This window comes from Streptomyces prunicolor NBRC 13075 (assembly GCF_000367365.1).
Classification (GTDB): domain Bacteria; phylum Actinomycetota; class Actinomycetes; order Streptomycetales; family Streptomycetaceae; genus Streptomyces; species Streptomyces prunicolor.
The window spans coordinates 25,779-41,996 of record NZ_BARF01000084.1 but is presented as its reverse complement, the minus strand read 5'-3'; the positions used below and the strand labels follow the sequence as shown (position 1 = coordinate 41,996).

Below are 16,218 nucleotides of genomic sequence, written 5' to 3'. Positions count from 1 at the left end.
CGGCCGCGCGGCCAGGGGCGGGCCCTTGCCGTCCTGACAGCACCCGGCGGCGAGTGCCACCGTAGGAGCGACCGAGAGACGAGGAGACCCATGCAGGCCATAGCGCCGGACCATCAGGTCACCCCCTGGGGTGTCAGTCGTATGAAGCCGTTCCCTCCTGCCGAAGTTCTGCCCGCTGTCCGCGCGGTCCTTGACGCCGAGTCGCAGACCGCCGCGTGGGTGGACCCTGACGGCACCCTGGTGCCGACACTGGACAAGCACAAGCGGTCGGAGACGTCGAAGGAGACAACGACGAAGACCAGCCTCGACGGCCAGCCGGACCAGGGCACCGACCAGCAGGGAGACTCCGACTGATGGCCGCGGGTGGGTCGCCCGTCCTCGTCGTCACACGCCTGGACGACGCAACAGCCGACGAGGTGATCGTCGAACTTCACCGGCGCAGCGTGCCCGTGGTACGCCTGGATCCCGGGGACTTCCCCGCGACCGTCACCGTGGCAGCGGGGTTCGACAGCATCGGGCCCGGCGGCACCCTGGCCACCGAGACCCGCACACTCGGCCTGGACGGCGTGCGCTCGGTGTACTGGCGGCGACCCACCCCCTACACCGCCGACCTCGCCATGAGTGAGCAGACAGCCCGCTGGGCTGTGGAGGAGGCCCGCTATGGGCTCGGCGGCATCCTGGCCTCCCTCCCCGGCGCGCACTACGTGAATCACCCATGGCGCAACCGGGATGCCGAGTACAAGCCAGCGCAATTGGCTGCTGCTGCCCGCTGCGGGCTGACCGTGCCGCCCACCCTGATCACCAACGACCCGGACCAAGCTCGCGCGTTCACAGCCGAGCACGGGCCGGTGCTGTACAAGCCGCTCCGGGAAACCGACTACGCCGACCCGCAAGGCCGAGCGCTGACGGTGTGGATCGAGGACGTCACCCCGGCCCAGATTGACGACCGAATCCGCCACACCGCGCACCTGTTCCAGCAGCGCGTGGCCAAGACCGCCGACATCCGCCTGACCGCCGTCGGCGAGCAACTGTTCGCCGTCCGGATCGACGGCTCACCGGGTGTGGACTGGCGACGCCACTACGACCAGCTCACCTACACCCCCGTCATGGTCCCGCCCGAGATCGCCAAGGGGGTACGGGCCTACCGCGAGACCTTCGGCCTGGTCTTCGGAGCCTTCGACTTCGGCCTGGACCCTGACGGCGCCTGGCACTGGTACGAGTGCAATCCCAACGGGCAATGGGCCTGGTTCCCCGACCACATCACCGCTCCGATCATGACTGCCATCGCCGATCAGCTCCAGCACGGAGGCAACAACGCATGACCGCCGACCCGGCCCAGCTCCGCCGCTCCCTCGCCGAAGCCATCCGTGTGGAAGACCCCGCATGGCGTACGGCGCTTGAAGCCGTGCCCCGTGAACTCTTCCTCGATGACACGGTGTTCCGCCCGTCCGGCACCCAGTGGGAGCCCGTACACCGCCACACCGCCGGCGAGGACGAATGGCTTCACCTGGTCTACCAAGACGCCACGTGGGTCACCCAGATCGACGGCATCGCCGCCGCGGACGCATCCGGGCCGATGACCGGCCGACCCACATCGTCCAGCACCCTGCCCTCGCTGATCGTGCGCATGCTCGACCTCGCAGGCGTCCGCGAAGGTGACAAGGTCCTGGAGATCGGTACCGGCACCGGCTACTCCACCGCCATCCTCTGCCACGGCCTCGGCGACAAGAACGTGTACTCCATTGAGTACGACCCGCACCTTGCTGCGACGGCGGCCGACCACATCCACGCCGCCGGATACGCGCCAACGCTCGTCACTGGGGACGGACTCGCCGGGCACAAGGACGGTGCCGAATACGACGCGATCGTTGCGACCTGCGCTGTCCGGCACATTCCCCCTGCCTGGATGTACCAACTCCGCGACGGCGGAACCATCACCACCACCATCAGCGGGTGGATGCTCGCCTCCGGGCTCATCCGCCTCACCGTCCAGGACGACGGCACCGCCACCGGCCGCTTCGTCGGGGACCAGATCGGCTACATGCTCGCCCGCCCCCACGAACGACCGCCACGGCCCACCTTCTACCAGCAGTCGGGACAGGCCCGCCCCGCCCGCCTGGACCCAGGCCTGCTTGACGACTGGACGGGGCAGTTCCTCGCCCAACTCGCCGCACCCTCAGCCGAGCTCATGACCACCGGCGACGGTGTGATCCTCGTCGACGTCGCCACCGGTTCGCAGGCATGGACCGAGCCGGAAGGCAACGGCTGGCAGGTACACCAGCACGGCCCTCTGCGCTTGTGGGACGCGGTCGAGGACGCCCTCACCGTCTGGCAGGACGCCGGGGCGCCCTCACAGTCCGACTTCGGCATGACCGTGGAGGCCGACGGCACTCAACGAGTCTGGCTCGGACAGCCAGACGGACCCGCTTGGCAACTTCCGGCCTGACCTCCCAGGCGCCCGTCCCCACACGTGGGGACGGGCGCCTCGCTCATCCTGTACGAGACAAGGAACGGACCTGCATGGAAAGCACCTGGGACACCATCGCCCGCCTCGCCGCTCGCTTCGAGGAACACAGCACCTTGCCCGTCGAGCAGCGCCGCCTCCTCCAGGTCCTCAAGATCCAGGAGGAAGCGGGGGAGGTCGCCGAGGCCGTCATCGGCGCGACCGGCCAGAACCCGCGCAAGGGCGTATCGCATTCGTGGCAGGACGTCGAGGCTGAGGTGTGCGACGTCATCGTCACCGGCATGGTCACCCTCGCTCGGCTCAACCCGGAGGCCGCGGCCGTCTTCGATCACCACATGAAGCGGATCGCCGCCCGCGATCTGTGAGCACCGAGGTGTTCCGCCGCTCCTGAGCTGGTATGGAAGCGGGCCCGGCCTCTGGGGGGGGAGGGGAGGCCGGGCCCGCTGGTGGGGGGGATGGAGAGTGGTCTACAGGTCGGAGGTCACGCCGCCACAGCGTCCTCGGTGCTCTCCGGGACGCAGAGGACGCGGAGCATGTCGGCGGTGACGACGCGGTAAGAGCCGCCGGGCCTGACGACCTTGCATGGGAACTGGCCGGCCTTGGCGAGCTGGTAGGCCTTTGTACTGCCCATCCCGAATGCCTTCCCGGCCGTCACTATGTCGGTCGTCGGCGGAAGGTTCAGTAGATCGCCGACAGTGAGCCCCAGGGGCTCCGTGCTCGCCTCAAGGGCCATGTCGCCAACTCCCGTACAAGGTTTCGTCCGTGCGTACTGCGCAGCACTGCGCACGTTATGGCATGGGTTGAAAAGAATCAACAAGCGACGTAGCTTTCCGCGAAGAGTCACCAACGAAACGCGTGCGTAGTGCGCACTGATGGCGGAGGACGCGCATGTCAGGAACGCGGCGAGCGGGCAGCATCACGCGGCGCTGCAACTGCCGAGACGGGAACCGGAAACGGCTCGGCAAGTCGTGCCCGCAGCTCGCGAAACGGAGCCACGGCACCTATCAGCTACAGCAGGAGATACCGCCAGGCGAGGACGGCACGCGCCGGATCTTCCGCCGCACCGGCTACCCGACGGTCAAGGACGCGCAGAGCGACCTGGACAAGGTGCGCGCGATCCTCGACCTCGCCGGAGACGACGAGGACGCAGTCCGCCGCGTCAGTGACCTCCTGGCCGAACTCAGCGGCAGCCGCGAGCCTCTACCGGATCCGGCCGAGGTGTCCCGGAAGCTCGGCGTCGGCGTGCCGCTCGACGGGAAGACCATCCTCGGCGACTGGCTCGATCGGTGGATGGCTGGCAAGAAGACGCGGCCGACGACGAGCCGCGGGTATCAGTCGCAAATCCGCTACCACCTGAAGCCCAAGATCGGGCACCTCCGCCTCGACCGGATCGCCGTCGGGCACCTGGCCGACATGTTCGCCAAGATCGCCGACGAGTCCGATGTGATCCGCGCGGAGAACCAGGCGCGGCGCGAGCAGGAGCGGCGGGCGAGATGGGGGAAGCCCGGCCGGCCACCCGTGAAGGAGCGCGAGCGCCTGGCGGCCGAGCGGGCGAAGCTCGCCGAGATGAAGCCGTACCGGAAAGCCAACGGCCCAGCCACACGACAGGCGATCCGGCGCACACTGCGGACCGCCCTCAACGCGGCGATCGCTCAGCAGATGATCACCTTCAACGCTGCCGCGCACGTCGAGCTTGACGCGGCGGCCCGGCCCACGGGTCTGCTGTGGACGCCCGAGCGCGTGGCACGGTGGCGGGAGACGGGCGACATCCCGAGCCCGGTCATGGTGTGGACACCCCAGCAACTGGGCGAGTTCCTGGACGCCGCCGAAGGGCATCGCCTGTATTCGATCTATCACGTGATCGGGCACCACGGGCTTCGCCGCGGTGAGGCTGTCGGCGCCGGTTGGGACAACGCGCACCTCGACGGCCGGCCGCCCCGGCTGGACGTGCTCGAAGAGATCGTGATGGACGGATCGCAGCTGATCGAGACGGCTCCCAAGACGGACCAGTCGATGGCGGCCGTCGTCGTCGACCGCGAGACCGTCCAGGTGCTGAAGGACCGCAGGAGGCAGCAGCGCGCCGAGCGGAAGGCGTGGAACGCGCAGGCCGCCGAGAAGCGGGAGCGCGGCGAGGAGGCGTACGACTGGCTCGACACCGGGAAGATCTGGACGGCGGAAGACGGCTCCTGGCTCCACCCGGACGTGGTGAGCCGCGAGTTCGACAGGATCATGCACCGGGCAGGGCTGCCGCCGATCAATCTCCGGGATCTGCGGCACTGCGCGGCCGGCCTGGTGAAGGCTGGCGGCGGCGACATCCACGACGCGTCGAAGAAGCTACGGCACAGCACCATCGTGCTGACGGCGGACACCTACACGCCGCTCTTCGCCGAGTACGAAGAGAAGCTCGTCGAGGCGTCCGCCGCGGCCGTTCCTCGAGCGCGGCGGCGCACGCCGAAGGCGGCCTCAGTGAAGGAGTAACGTGGTCCGCGAGGACAGCACGAAGGGCCCTGACCACCTGGTGGCGGGGCCCTTTTGGCTCGCTCGTGGCTCGCTCGGAAGTTCCGGTGAGCCCCGGGAAAGATCGATAAGAAGCGTCGAATCGCGTCGGGCGAGAGGGCGCGCATCACCCGTCTGACCTGCGAGGTTCGGGGGTTTCTGGCGTCGTCCGGGAAGGACTGGCAGAATACGTGAGCACGAAGACCCTTAGCTCAATTGGCAGAGCGCTGGACTTTTAATCCATTGGTTGTGGGTTCGAGTCCCACAGGGTCTACCGGTGCAGGGGGAGGGAAACCCCTTCTGACCTGCTACGCAGCGTCCGGGTCGGCTTCGGTCGACTCGGACGCTGTGGTGTTTTCGGGGGTCTGCGTGAGCGATGCGTGAGCGGATGTGCCGGGGACGCTCCGCTGGGAGAGCCTCAGACTTGGTCATGCCGTCAGATCGAACTGCTTGAGCCAATCCGGATCGGCGTCGCCAACCGTCGCAACCAGGCCACCGCAGAGCATCACCATGTACAGGGTGAACGTGATCGGGTTGCCTCCGTAGTGCTCGATCCCTTCGTTGAGCGTCAGATTCGGCGCGTCCGGATGGCCGATGAACCCTGCCGCTTGGACGAGGTCATCGTGATTGATTCCCAGGCTGTCGGAGACCCACGTGACGGCGTCGCGCGCCTGGTCCTCGGTGATCTGCTCCCGTGCCGCGACAAGCCAGCCCATCAGGATCGCCCACACCGCGGTGGGATCTGAAGGGTGCTCACCCTCGATGAACGAGGCCCCCGGCCCCTTGGAAGGGTTCTCCATCCACGTTGCTATATCTGCGCGCAGGCGCTTCGCGGTCCGGACACGGGAGATCTCGGAGAGGTCCGGCCTGACATCGCGCCCCGCCTTGGCAGCTCGTGCGCTCCGGCGGCGCTTGCTGTTTCGTCCCATGGACCGAGCATGACGCCCGTGCTCGCCAGAGGGGGTGGAAATGGCCCAGAACATGGAGATCTGCTAGCGATCAGGCGGGACGCCGAGGCGCGGTTCTAGCTCGCTGTGCGTTCGTGATCACTTCGCCCCTCCGGGCCGATGGCTTGAGCAGATGCCACGCAGGAGGGGTGACTGACCGTCGCAGTCGACCTCATCTCGCTGTAGCGGAAGGGGAGTTGCGCGGGAGGGCTCCGACTGAGGTACCCTGCCCGCCATCGACCTTTGTCGACTGGGCGCAGAGGCCCAGGAGCTCCGGCGTGCGGGCCCGGTACTGCAATCGCCGTCTCACGGGTGTTAGTGCACTCACTCTGTGGAAGCGGTGCAGGAAGCATCTGTTTTGGCGTGCCACTCAAACGCTACCGGGGGCGAGTGAGGTTTTTGCGTGTCAAATTCAGTGAAAAAGCAGGCCGCACGCTCCCGTATGAAGTACTCGGGTGAGCTGTATAAAGCGGCACTTGCGGGAATCCCCAACGATCGTTCGCACGGCTTGGATTCTTTCGCACCGCAACAGCGTCAGTTGAATGCAATGCTAGCCCTTGGCCTGTTCAATCGAGGCGACGAGGGTGCATCGCCGAAGAAATGGACGATCAACACCCTGACGTGGTATACGATCAAGGTTTCGCCGCGTTGGAACCGTTTGATCTTTATCGCGGACGCCCCGATGAACGTTGCGCAGTATCTCGTCCCGGACAGTGAAGATTACCTGCGGGTTCCAGGTATGCGTCTTAGGGGTGGAGTGTTCGGTTCTTGCTACGTGTTGGAGCATGTTCCGACAGGTGGGGAACTGGTAGTCACTGACGATCCAAACGGTAAAGTGGTTGGACGATTGAGCGACACCGATCGTCGAATGCTGTCGCTCGATACCCCCTTGCTGCCGGAGGAGAAGCGTCTCTGCGAGGCACTACCAGTCATGACCGCTGATGCTCAAACCCTGCTAGCCAGCATTGCTGTGAGGATGTCTATGACTGACCCGGGCCGGCGCTGGGCCACGGGTAACTGGTATTGGGACCCGCTGGAGCGTATGGGGCATACGGAGGTTGAGGGGTACGACGACCCCCAGCGGCGACTCTGGGGGGAGGGCGACGAGTGGGCAGCGCAATGGACGGGATATCCCTACGCGCAGGATGTTGCGCTCGCACTGACTGACCCCGTGATCGGGGTGCGCGATGCGAAAATCTCTACCCGGCGGCACGGATATGAGGTAACCCTGAAGGGATCGGTACTCAAGATTCGACGCTGATCGGACCGGATGGCCGAGTCGATCAACCTTCCCATACGGAGAGTCGTTGAATCATGATTGAGATCCCTCAGAGTGCGACCGAAGGGATGCCGTGGTGGGCATTCCTACTTATCGTTTTTCTCTTCTTCCTGCCGCTGGCTTTGGTACGGCTACTCATGCCAAAGCAATCCCGATATCGCTATCTGTGGTGGGTGGCTTGGTGGGAGCATCGGCGGAAGCGCGCCGCTATGAGGGGCAGACTGCGGGAGCGGGACTAAATTCCCTCGTCTCCATAAGGGCCCGATGGACTTCGGCCTGTACGCGGGTGCTGTTTCGACCCGCGTACAGGATGAGCCTCCTCGTGTCGGTGCCCGCAGCCTCGGCCTGCCTTAGCGGATGTGACTGTGACCTACGCATTGCGCGCGACTTGAGCGGCCGAATCATTAGCGGCCGGACGCGACCTGGGGATCAACTTTGCTGCCTTCTCGGCGATCTCACGGTCCAGCTCAGGCAGCAGGCTCGTGTACGTGTCCGAGGTCAGCGTGATGGTGGAGTGCCGCAGCGTCTCCTTCACCGTGTGGATGTCACCGCCACCGCCGTGCGTGAGCGTCGCGGTGACGTGGCGTAGGTCCCGCAGGGTGATGGGCGGCAGGTCGGTCGTGGCGAGGATGCGGCGGAAGGTCTCGGAGACCGTCCCGGGGTGGAGCCACGAGCCGTCTTCCTTCGTGAAGACCTTGCCGGTGTCCTGCCAGGCTTCGCCCCACTGTGCGCGCTCCTTCTCCTGGCGGGCTTTGTGGTCGCGCAGTTCGGAGATGGTCGTGCTGTCGAGCGCGATCGTGTTCGCGCTGCCGTCCGTCTTGGGTTCCGACTCGTAGGGGTCCCAGCCGTCCACCACGATCTCCTTGGCGGGCGTGATGAGGCCGGCGTCGAGGTCGATCTCGTGCCAGTCCTGTCCCACCGCCTCACCGCGCCGGAGGCCACGGGTGCCCATGAGATGGAAGATCGCGTACAGCCGGTCGCGCTCGGCCGTGTCGAGGAAGGCGCCGAACTGCTGTGGCGTCCACACCATGACCGGGCCGGGGATCTGACCCGTCACCCGCCATCGCCGGACGCGCTCATCGGTCCACAGGAGGGGCTTCGGGCGCCTGCCGGACTCCAACTCGACGTGGGACGCCGGGTTGAAGGTGATGAGCTGCTGGGCGATCGCGGAGTTGAGGGCCGCGCGCAGGGTGCGACGGATCGCCTGACGACTGGCCGGACCGGTGATCTTCCGGAACGGCTTCATCTCGTCCAGCTTGGCCCGCTCGGCCGCGAGCAGCTTCCGCTCGGCTCCCACCGGGCGACCGGGCTTGCTCGGCTTGCAGCGGGCGATCTGCTCGCGGCGGGCTTCGTTCTCGGCCGCGATCACCTCGTTCTCGTCGGCTATCGCGTCGAACATCTCCACCAAGTGACCGACGTTGAGCCGGTCGAGGCGCACGTGCCCGATGCGCGGCTTCAAGTGGACGCGGATGTGGGAGGCGTAGCCGTTGAGCGTGGTCTTGCGGCGTTTCTTCGCGGCGAACCACTGGTCGAGCCACTCGCCGACGGTGAGGCTGCCACGGAGAGCCAGTCCCGCCCTCAGGCGGCGCCGGGTCTCCTCGATGGCAGAGAGCGGCACCTTCTCGACCGCGACCTCCTCCAGCATGTCGACGAGACGCCGGAGGCTGTCCGGGTCGTCCTTCTCCGCCAGGGCGAGCAGGGAGCGGACGTGGTCGAGGTCCGCCTGTGCGTCCTTGAGGGACTCGTAGCCGGCGCGGCTGAAGGAGCGGCGGGTGCCGTCTTCGTGCGGCGGGAGTTCCTGGCGTATGGAGTAGGAGCCGTGCTTGCGGCTGGAGAGCTTGGGGCAGTTCTTGCCGAGCGGCTTACCGGACTTCGGGTCACGGCAGTAGCAGCGGCGGTGGGTGGAGCCCTTCAAACGCGTTCCTCCGGGGTGGTGTTGGGGTCGGTTTCAGGCAGGTCGACGTCGGCCAAGGCGGGTGGGAGATAGGGCGGGGTGGCGCCTTCGTCGCGGAGGTCGCGGCGGAGGTAGCGGAGTTTGTACTTGGCGGAGATGGCCTCGTCGGAGTACTTGGTTCGCCTGCGCTCGGCTTCTTCCTGTTGGGCGCGGTTGCTTACGGTCTTGGCTGCGAACCGTGCCTGTTCTGCTTCTTCGAGGGCGGCCAGGGCGGTGCGTACGAGATTGCTGTGCACTTCGAAGTCGGGGACCAGGCCCGCGTCGTGCAAGGCCACGTCCTCGTCGCCGGTGAAGCGACGCAGGGCGTCCCAGGTGGGGACGAGGTCCTGGAAAGGGAGTTCCTGGGTTCGGTCGACGTAGCCGACCGGGAAGATCAGGTAGACCGGGTACGTCTCCAGGGCGGCGGCCAGGACGATGACGTCTACGAGGGGCAGAGTGGCCCGGCGGCCGGACTCCATGTTGGCGATCACGTTGCGCGGGATGGGATGCCCGAGCTGCTCGCACCGGTCCGCCAAGTCCTGTGCGCTCCATCCCATCTCCTTCCTTCTGCGCCGGACCTCGCCGGCCACGTTGGCCTTGACCCGGTCCTCCCACTCGGGAACCTCGTCCTCATCAGCATCCACACCGCGTTGTGTCATGAAGACACATTAGCTTCCCGATGATGGTTGGTAGACGCCTGGAGCCGGACGTGAGGGCCACGTTCGCCGAGGGCTGTACCGAAAAGGGGCGCACTGCATGCGCGAAGACGCGACGGCCGGACGGATGAAGGACTCGAAGGGGATGAGCCGGGAGGAGCTTCTCGCCCTCCCGGTGTCCGTTGAACTGGACACGGGCAACCGTGCTCTCGGACTCGGGCGGAGCAAGGGGTACGAGCTGGCGAAGCGGGGCGAGTACCCGTGCAAGGTGCTGCGGCTGGGCAACGCCTACCGGGTCGTGACCGCGGATCTGCTCGATCTGCTGGGTCTGGCGGCGTGATGGCGCGGCACCGTAGCAAACGGTTCTGCGCTGAGCTGACACAGAAACGCTGGACTGTTGCCGGGTGTGGACGTACGGTCCGTGTTCCCTCGCGATGGCCTGGTGCCCGCGAGACGGGGATGGGCCCCCGGCGGTGCAACGCCGGAGGCCCGAGCAACCCCAACCGGCCCGTGAAGAACCAACCCGGCGGCCAGGGCGCACCCGCCCGCCACCGCCAGAAAAGGAGCTGCCCCGTGGAACATGCGGGAGCCGAGCCCTATTCCGACTCCGGCAAGCCCTCGTGGCCGCCCGTCACCGTCCCCGGCCAACTCGGCCACCAGGCCGGCGAAGCCCCGACGTCCGCCAACGACGTTGCGCCTGACGCCACTTCGGTGGGACAGCCTGCCGAGGAGGCGGTGCCGGATCCGGAGCCGACGCCCGGCTCGGCGCTGCTGGATGAACTGCGTGCGCAGATAGCGAAGTTCGTGATCCTGCCCTCGCCCGAGGCGCTGGACGCGGTCACGCTGTGGGTGGCGGCGACGCATCTCCAGCCAGCGTGGCAGCACGCGCCGCGTCTGGCGGTGGTGGGACCGGCGAAGCGGTGCGGCAAGTCACGGCTGCTGGACGTGCTGACCGAGACGGTCCACGAGCCGATGCTCACCATCAACACCACACCGGCGGCCATCTTCCGGTCGATCACCGAGGAGAACCCGCCCACGCTTCTTGTGGACGAGGCGGACACAATCTTCGGCACCCCGAAGGTGGCGGAGAAGAACGAGGAGATGCGCGGCCTGCTCAACGCCGGCCACCAGCGCAACCGGTACGTCACCCGGGTCGTCGGCAACGACCACACTCCGCACCGCTTCGCGACCTTCGCCATGGCGGCCATCGCGGGGATCGGCGACCTGCCCGACACGATCATGGACCGGGCCATCGTGATCCGCATGCGGCGCCGGGCCGACGGCGAGAAGGTCAAGCCCTTCCGCTCCCGCCGCGACATCCCGGCCCTGCATGAACTGCGCGACCGCATCGCTGCCTGGGCCAGGCCGTTGCTGGACGAGGCGGCAGAGCTGGAGCCGGTCATGCCGGTGGAAGACCGGGCGGCCGACACCTGGGAGCCCTTGGTCATCGTCGCCGACCTGGCCGCCGGGTCCTGGCCCCGCCGCGCCCGTACGGCGTGTGCGCGGATGGTGGCCACAGAGGTCGAGGCGGAGGAGGAGCGACCCGGCGGCGCGCGGATCCTCGCCGACATCCGCCGGGTCTTCGCCGCCCAGCGCGAGGCGGACAGCCTCTCCACGGACGAGCTGCTCTACCACCTGCGCCAGGACGCAGAGGCCCCGTGGGCAGAGTGGGGGCGCAACGGGCTGGACTCCCGCGAACTGGCACGGATGCTCAGCCCGTACGTCATCAAGCCAGGCAACGTCCGCCTCGCCGACGGAACCCAGCGCAAGGGCTACATCCGCAACAAGTTCCTCGACGCCTGGCGGCGCTACTGCCCCACCGTCCACCCGGTGGACGCCGGGCCTAGCGCCTCCGCCTCGGGCTGAGCCCCGCATCCCCGGATAACCGTCCCTGCCGTCCCTGCCGTCCCTGCCGTGATCCCGCAGGTCAAACGGCATGCAGACAAGACGGCAACCGGGGGCAAGACGGCAACGCGATCATGAAGGCCGCGTTGCGGGGCCGGGACCACGTCCCGATCCGTCTTGTGCCGTCCCGCCCGTCCCCGCCGTATCGCCGCAGGTCAGAGCGCCAACCGCTGGGACGGCACAGCACTACTAAGCCGTCTCGGCCGATGCCGGAGAAAGTCTCCGGCATCGGCCGAGACGGCAGACCAAACCTCGTGCCGTACCTGCCCTGACCTGCGCTTGCAACGGCCAAGACGGCAAAGACGGACCACACGCCGACGCCCAGGAGCACCCCGCTTGACGAAACTCTCCACCGCCAGCAGCCGAGACGAACGCCCCGACGAGGGACGGCCGACCACGACCCAGCAGGCCGCCGAGCGCTTCACGCTCATCGCAGCGGGCGTGGTCATCGTGGCCCTCACGGCCGGTGGGTTCTGGCTCTCGTACGCGCATCTCGCCGAGGTCGCCGGACAACACGGGCTCAGGAACTCCCCGGTCCGCCAGTGGGCCTGGCCCGCGACCCTCGACGCGTTCATCATCGCGGGCGAACTGCTCATGCTCCGCGCCGGTTTGCGCCAAGCGACCGACGGGTGGGCCATCGCCCTCACCGCCACCGGATCGGTCGGCTCCATCGCACTCAACGTGGCGGGCGTCAGTGGCACGGGTGGCACCGGCGCCGTGCCCCTGCTCGACTACGTGGTCGCCGCGGTCCCCCCCCGACCGCCGCGCTGCTGGCCTTCGGTGTCCTGATGCGGCAGATCCACCAGCTTGTTGCCGAGCCCGCCGACGCCACTCAACGCCACAACGCTGCCGACCGCAGCCACAACAGCACCCAGATCGCCCGCCTTACGGAAGACGGTTCCGGTCAGCCGCAGTCAGCCGCCCTCGAAACGGCGGACCGGCACACCGAGGTGGCGCGGGCTGCCGCCAATCTGCCGGAGCTCCCGCATCCTTCGGACGAGCCGGAAGGCAAAGAGTCCAGCACGGTCTCCGAGGAGCTCCTCACCATCGCCCGCAACGCGCCACTCGGACGAGGAGGCCGCGCTTCGCGCCGCCACATCGAGGCGGCGATACGAGACAAGGGCCTGTCCATCGGCAGGGCCGACGCGGAAAAGGTCAAAGACGCCTTGCAGACCGAACTCGACGAGGCCACCTCGCAGCGGCGGGCCGAAGGCGACAGGGCATCTGCCCGCGCCTTCTGAGACGACCGCTTCCCGCCCCACGAACGCACCACGGAGAACCCCCTCATGCACGACCCGAACTACGAACTCCCCACTACCCAACGGGAGATGACCACCACGGCAACCCAGCCAGCAAGGTATCCCGTTGGACCGTCCAAGGGCCGGTCCAACGGGGGTGCCTCCGCCCCGGGGGTGGCGGAGAGGCTCGGGCACCAGGGGGTGCCCGAGGAGGACAAGCTCGTCGAGACCCCAGTCGTTCCGCTGCCGCGAGCAGCCGATGCCGCCGCGCTGCACCGCGTCGCCCGCCGCCGTCAGCGCGAATCCGTCCAGCGCAAAGAGCGCGTCGATGTGCGCTACAGCACCGACGAGAAGACCGCGATCCTCGCCAAGGCCCGGTCCCTGAACATCGCCGGCGCCCACTACGTCGGCGCCGTCGTCATGGCTCACCTCCACGGCGACCTCGCCCTCCCCGGCCAGCGCACACCCCTCGACGACTACATCGACGAACTGACCGCCCTGCGCCGCGAGGTCGCTTGGATCGGCCACAACATCAACCAGATCACCAAGAAGCTCCACTCCGGCGGCCATCCACACCCTGGGGACAACGCCATGCTGGCCCAGGTCGAACCCGCCTTGGAGGCAGTAGGCGCCACCGTCGGCCACATCGCGTCCGCCGCGAACCAAGCGGTCGCCAAGAGGTCCGCCCTATGATCGCGAAGATCAGCGGCGGCACGGACACTGCCGGTCTGATCCGGTACCTGTTCGACACGAAGAAGGCCAAGGACCACACCGACCCTCACCTGGTCGCCTCCTGGGACGGCTTCGCCCCCGACCCCGGCCGCGCCGACGACTTCGACGCCACTCGAAAGCTCCTCGTGGCCGACCTCGACCTGCACGTCAAACAGGCCCGGCGACTGGGCCACGCCCCCGAGAAGCACACGTGGCACTGCTCGATCCGGGCCGCCGAATCCGACCGCCACCTCAGCGACGACGAGTGGGCCGACATCGCCCGCCGCGTCGTCGCGGCCACCGGCATCGCACCCGACGGAGATCCGGACGGCTGCCGTTGGGTCGCCGTTCGCCACGCGCCGGACCACATCCACATCGCCGCCACCAAGGTCCGCGCCGATTTGCGCACCGCACGCCACTGGAACGACTACCTCACCGCCGACCACGAACTCGCCGCCATCGAGAAGGAATACGGCCTCTTCCAGGTCGTCCGCGGAGATCGCACCGCCGCCGAACGCCCCACCCGCGCCGAACAGGAGAAGGCCCGCCGCGCCGGCCACGACAAGACCGCCCGCGAACGCCTGCGCACCACCGTCCGCACCGTCGTGGCCGCCGCCTCCACCATCGAGGAGTTCGTCGACCTGCTTAGCCACATCGACGGCGTGCTCGTCGAGGTCGTGCACTTCCCCTCAGGCGACGTACGGGGATACAAGGTCGCCGTCGCGGACGACGCCCAGGCTCCCATCTGGTACTCCGGCTCCAAACTCGCCCCGGACCTGTCCCTCCCCAAGATCCAAGAACGCCTGGCGAGCATGGGGCCGCAGCCCACCGGCCAGTCGGGCCCGCGCAGGCCCAACCCCTGGCATCAGGCCACCGCCGCAGCACAACGCATCCCCCACCACTTCGACCAACCCGACGACGAAGCCTCCCAAGGTCACCTCGCCGCCTTCGGTGAAGCTCTCGACGCCCTTCCCCTCGTCACACCCCAAACTGTGCGCCACCAACTCCGAGAAGCGGCCACCGCGTTCGAACGCGCCACCCGCTCCCGCATCCGCGCCGATCACCACCACGCCCGCGCCCTGCGCGGCGCCGTACGCGCGATGCTCCGAGAGCCCGCCCCAAAGGACGGCGCCGCCCTGGCGATGTTCCTCGACGCCGCGATCCTGGTCGTCATCGCCGCCGCTCGCTGGCACCAACTCCGCCATCACGACCAGCAGGTTGCCGCCGCCCACCAGACCCTGGTCCACCTCCAGGCCGCCTACGACCAAGCAGCCGCCGTACCGCTGGCTGCCCTCGCCCAACGCCGACCACCGCAGCAGACCGTGGACCGGCACATCTACCACCTGCGCCAAGCTGTCCCCGACCATGCCGAGCAGGTCGTCGAAGACCCCGCCTTCGGCGCGCTCACCGCCGTCCTCGCCGAGGCCGAGGCAGCCGGCCACGATCCGGAGCAGCTCCTCCAACAGGCCGCCGATCAACGCGCCCTGGACGACGCCGACTCCCCGGCACGAGTCCTGACCTGGCGCATCCAACGCCTCAGCACACGACCGGCACCCAGCGCACGAGCCCGTGCGGCACAGGCTCGCAGCACAGTACGGAGCGGCAGCGCACCACAACTCCCGGATGCCGCAGGCCACACACCCGCCGCCATCCCGACCTCGCAACCGCCGCAAGGAAGGCGGCGCTGATTACGACCTCGCGGACAGTTTCGGGGCAAGCAGCTCCAGCACTTCCTCCCAGCGATACCGATCCGCCCCACCGCCGGCCTTCGGCCGATGAGGCTCGTACGACCCGATTAGGATGCCCATCTCGCGCAATCGCTCCAGGCTCTGGCGGTACGCGGGATGGGCGGCCTGGGCCGAGTTGAGGTACGGCAGCACGGCGACCGGTACGCCCATGGCGGGTGCTTCGCACAGGATGCCCAGGGCGAGGTTGTCGGAGATCCCGGCGGCCCATTTGTTGACAGTGTTGAAGCTGGCCGGGGCTACCGCGATCGCGTCTGCGGGGCGGGTCGGGCGCGGTTGGTCCGGTGTCCGCCAGGCCGAGCGGATGGGGAGACCGGTCTGCGCCTCGACCGCCTCGACGTCGAGGAAGCCGAGCCCTTGCGGGGTGGCGACGACACCGACGTCCCAGTTCCGCTCGTGCGCTGCGGTGATCAGCTTGCCGACGTCGGTGGCCACCCCGGCCGCGCAGGCGACGATCTGGAGGAACGGCTTGTCGGGCCGGCCACTCACGCGGGGACTCCCAGTTGGCGGCTGAAGTGGTGCAGTTCGGGCAGTGCCCGGCGGCGGTCGCGGGCTGCCATGTCGGCGACCAGTTCGCGTACGGCCGGGCGGCGGATGTCCTGAGCCGCACAGCTCTCGGCGATGCGCAGGGCCTGGTAGCCGTCGGCGGGCCTGCCCTGGTGACTGTAGGCGCGGGCGGTCTCCAGCCAGAGTGCGCCCCGGCGCCAGCGATGCGTGAGCGGACGGTGCGGCAGGAACTGTGCTGACGTGCCTGGTAGTTCCGGACACTGAGGCAGCATCCGGAACCTACCCAGCAAGATCCCGCCAAGACTTCGACACCATGGGCTGACCTGCTACGCAGCAC

General features: G+C 68.0%; 17 protein-coding genes, 1 tRNA gene and 1 pseudogene. 13 read left to right on the top strand and 6 right to left on the bottom strand.

Features of this window, described 5'->3' with window-relative positions:
* Positions 1 to 90 precede the first annotated feature (90 nt).
* The 4 genes from tgmA to SPR02S_RS34855 all read left to right on the top strand — a co-directional run bounded on the left by tgmA (position 91) and on the right by SPR02S_RS34855 (position 2,829).
* On the top strand, positions 91 to 354 hold the full coding sequence (gene tgmA / locus SPR02S_RS34870) for a putative ATP-grasp-modified RiPP (RefSeq protein WP_019061658.1): 264 nt from the start codon (positions 91 to 93) through the stop codon (positions 352 to 354).
* Positions 354 to 1,322 (top strand): ATP-grasp ribosomal peptide maturase, encoded by a 969-nt coding sequence (gene tgmB, locus SPR02S_RS34865; protein WP_019061657.1) that lies wholly within the window; start codon positions 354 to 356, stop codon positions 1,320 to 1,322. The genes tgmA and tgmB overlap by 1 nt, the downstream gene beginning before the upstream one ends.
* Positions 1,319 to 2,446 carry an ATP-grasp peptide maturase system methyltransferase gene (tgmC, locus tag SPR02S_RS34860; RefSeq protein WP_019061656.1) on the top strand — a complete coding sequence of 376 codons (1,128 nt, stop codon included), beginning with the start codon at positions 1,319 to 1,321 and terminating at the stop codon, positions 2,444 to 2,446. Before tgmB ends, tgmC begins: the two co-directional genes overlap by 4 nt.
* A gap of 74 nt (positions 2,447 to 2,520) precedes the next feature.
* Complete coding sequence (locus SPR02S_RS34855) at positions 2,521 to 2,829, top strand: MazG-like family protein (protein ID WP_019061655.1); 309 nt, start codon at positions 2,521 to 2,523, stop codon at positions 2,827 to 2,829.
* A 116-nt stretch (positions 2,830 to 2,945) separates the two neighbouring features.
* On the opposite strand, the gene SPR02S_RS34850 is transcribed toward SPR02S_RS34855, so the two are convergent.
* Positions 2,946 to 3,197 carry a hypothetical protein gene (locus SPR02S_RS34850; protein WP_019061654.1) on the bottom strand — a complete coding sequence of 84 codons (252 nt, stop codon included), beginning with the start codon at positions 3,195 to 3,197 and terminating at the stop codon, positions 2,946 to 2,948.
* Between the two features lie 155 nt (positions 3,198 to 3,352).
* Here SPR02S_RS34850 and SPR02S_RS34845 point away from each other — a divergent pair, with 155 nt between their 5' ends.
* Positions 3,353 to 4,942 (top strand): site-specific integrase, encoded by a 1,590-nt coding sequence (locus tag SPR02S_RS34845; protein WP_019061653.1) that lies wholly within the window; start codon positions 3,353 to 3,355, stop codon positions 4,940 to 4,942.
* Between the two features lie 219 nt (positions 4,943 to 5,161).
* Positions 5,162 to 5,234 (top strand) — tRNA-Lys (locus SPR02S_RS34840).
* 154 nt (positions 5,235 to 5,388) lie between these two features.
* Here SPR02S_RS34840 and SPR02S_RS65145 read toward each other — a convergent pair.
* Complete coding sequence (locus SPR02S_RS65145) at positions 5,389 to 5,889, bottom strand: hypothetical protein (RefSeq protein WP_245607672.1); 501 nt, start codon at positions 5,887 to 5,889, stop codon at positions 5,389 to 5,391.
* 421 nt (positions 5,890 to 6,310) lie between these two features.
* Between SPR02S_RS65145 and SPR02S_RS63465 the strand changes: the two genes are divergently transcribed.
* Positions 6,311 to 7,168, top strand: a complete 858-nt coding sequence (locus SPR02S_RS63465; RefSeq protein ID WP_158697931.1) for a hypothetical protein — start codon at positions 6,311 to 6,313, stop codon at positions 7,166 to 7,168.
* Positions 7,169 to 7,556: 388 nt separating this feature from the next.
* On the opposite strand, the gene SPR02S_RS34825 is transcribed toward SPR02S_RS63465, so the two are convergent.
* Positions 7,557 to 9,101 (bottom strand): site-specific integrase, encoded by a 1,545-nt coding sequence (locus SPR02S_RS34825; RefSeq protein WP_019061650.1) that lies wholly within the window; start codon positions 9,099 to 9,101, stop codon positions 7,557 to 7,559.
* Positions 9,098 to 9,778, bottom strand: coding sequence for a helix-turn-helix domain-containing protein (locus SPR02S_RS34820; RefSeq protein ID WP_019061649.1), 681 nt, complete (start codon positions 9,776 to 9,778; stop codon positions 9,098 to 9,100). Before SPR02S_RS34820 ends, SPR02S_RS34825 begins: the two co-directional genes overlap by 4 nt.
* A gap of 97 nt (positions 9,779 to 9,875) precedes the next feature.
* Here SPR02S_RS34820 and SPR02S_RS34815 point away from each other — a divergent pair, with 97 nt between their 5' ends.
* The 6 genes from SPR02S_RS34815 to SPR02S_RS34795 all read left to right on the top strand — a co-directional run bounded on the left by SPR02S_RS34815 (position 9,876) and on the right by SPR02S_RS34795 (position 15,317).
* On the top strand, positions 9,876 to 10,115 hold the full coding sequence (locus SPR02S_RS34815) for a hypothetical protein (protein ID WP_019061648.1): 240 nt from the start codon (positions 9,876 to 9,878) through the stop codon (positions 10,113 to 10,115).
* A 371-nt stretch (positions 10,116 to 10,486) separates the two neighbouring features.
* Positions 10,487 to 11,641, top strand: coding sequence for a DUF3631 domain-containing protein (locus SPR02S_RS34810; RefSeq protein ID WP_373283371.1), 1,155 nt, complete (start codon positions 10,487 to 10,489; stop codon positions 11,639 to 11,641).
* A 375-nt stretch (positions 11,642 to 12,016) separates the two neighbouring features.
* Complete coding sequence (locus tag SPR02S_RS66265) at positions 12,017 to 12,469, top strand: DUF2637 domain-containing protein (RefSeq protein ID WP_373283364.1); 453 nt, start codon at positions 12,017 to 12,019, stop codon at positions 12,467 to 12,469.
* Positions 12,469 to 12,921, top strand: a complete 453-nt coding sequence (locus SPR02S_RS66260) for a hypothetical protein (protein ID WP_019061646.1) — start codon at positions 12,469 to 12,471, stop codon at positions 12,919 to 12,921. The genes SPR02S_RS66265 and SPR02S_RS66260 overlap by 1 nt, the downstream gene beginning before the upstream one ends.
* A 45-nt stretch (positions 12,922 to 12,966) precedes the next feature.
* On the top strand, positions 12,967 to 13,611 hold the full coding sequence (locus tag SPR02S_RS34800) for a MobC domain-containing protein (protein WP_078623095.1): 645 nt from the start codon (positions 12,967 to 12,969) through the stop codon (positions 13,609 to 13,611).
* Positions 13,608 to 15,317, top strand: coding sequence for a relaxase/mobilization nuclease domain-containing protein (locus tag SPR02S_RS34795; protein ID WP_019061644.1), 1,710 nt, complete (start codon positions 13,608 to 13,610; stop codon positions 15,315 to 15,317). The genes SPR02S_RS34800 and SPR02S_RS34795 overlap by 4 nt, the downstream gene beginning before the upstream one ends.
* Here the strand turns inward: SPR02S_RS34795 and SPR02S_RS34790 are convergent, their stop codons facing one another.
* Both SPR02S_RS34790 and SPR02S_RS34785 read right to left on the bottom strand, forming a co-directional pair.
* A complete protein-coding gene (locus SPR02S_RS34790; protein WP_019061643.1) occupies positions 15,318 to 15,863 on the bottom strand; it encodes a flavoprotein in 546 nt (181 codons plus the stop codon).
* Positions 15,860 to 16,078: pseudogene (locus SPR02S_RS34785) on the bottom strand (helix-turn-helix domain-containing protein); the annotation flags it as partial. The pseudogene SPR02S_RS34785 and the gene SPR02S_RS34790, both read right to left, overlap by 4 nt.
* Between the last annotated feature and the right edge of the window lie 140 nt (positions 16,079 to 16,218).

Excerpts from the sequence above, each read along its gene's own strand:
- tgmA (WP_019061658.1), top strand. The coding sequence starts at position 91 with ATGCAGGCCATAGCGCCGGACCATCAGGTCACCCCCTGGGGTGTCAGT.
- tgmB (WP_019061657.1), top strand. The coding sequence starts at position 354 with ATGGCCGCGGGTGGGTCGCCCGTCCTCGTCGTCACACGCCTGGACGAC.
- tgmC (WP_019061656.1), top strand. The coding sequence starts at position 1,319 with ATGACCGCCGACCCGGCCCAGCTCCGCCGCTCCCTCGCCGAAGCCATC.
- SPR02S_RS34855 (WP_019061655.1), top strand. The coding sequence starts at position 2,521 with ATGGAAAGCACCTGGGACACCATCGCCCGCCTCGCCGCTCGCTTCGAG.
- SPR02S_RS34850 (WP_019061654.1), bottom strand. The coding sequence starts at position 3,197 with ATGGCCCTTGAGGCGAGCACGGAGCCCCTGGGGCTCACTGTCGGCGAT.
- SPR02S_RS34845 (WP_019061653.1), top strand. The coding sequence starts at position 3,353 with ATGTCAGGAACGCGGCGAGCGGGCAGCATCACGCGGCGCTGCAACTGC.
- SPR02S_RS65145 (WP_245607672.1), bottom strand. The coding sequence starts at position 5,889 with ATGGGACGAAACAGCAAGCGCCGCCGGAGCGCACGAGCTGCCAAGGCG.
- SPR02S_RS34820 (WP_019061649.1), bottom strand. The coding sequence starts at position 9,778 with ATGACACAACGCGGTGTGGATGCTGATGAGGACGAGGTTCCCGAGTGG.
- SPR02S_RS34815 (WP_019061648.1), top strand. The coding sequence starts at position 9,876 with ATGCGCGAAGACGCGACGGCCGGACGGATGAAGGACTCGAAGGGGATG.
- SPR02S_RS66260 (WP_019061646.1), top strand. The coding sequence starts at position 12,469 with ATGCGGCAGATCCACCAGCTTGTTGCCGAGCCCGCCGACGCCACTCAA.
- SPR02S_RS34800 (WP_078623095.1), top strand. The coding sequence starts at position 12,967 with ATGCACGACCCGAACTACGAACTCCCCACTACCCAACGGGAGATGACC.
- SPR02S_RS34795 (WP_019061644.1), top strand. The coding sequence starts at position 13,608 with ATGATCGCGAAGATCAGCGGCGGCACGGACACTGCCGGTCTGATCCGG.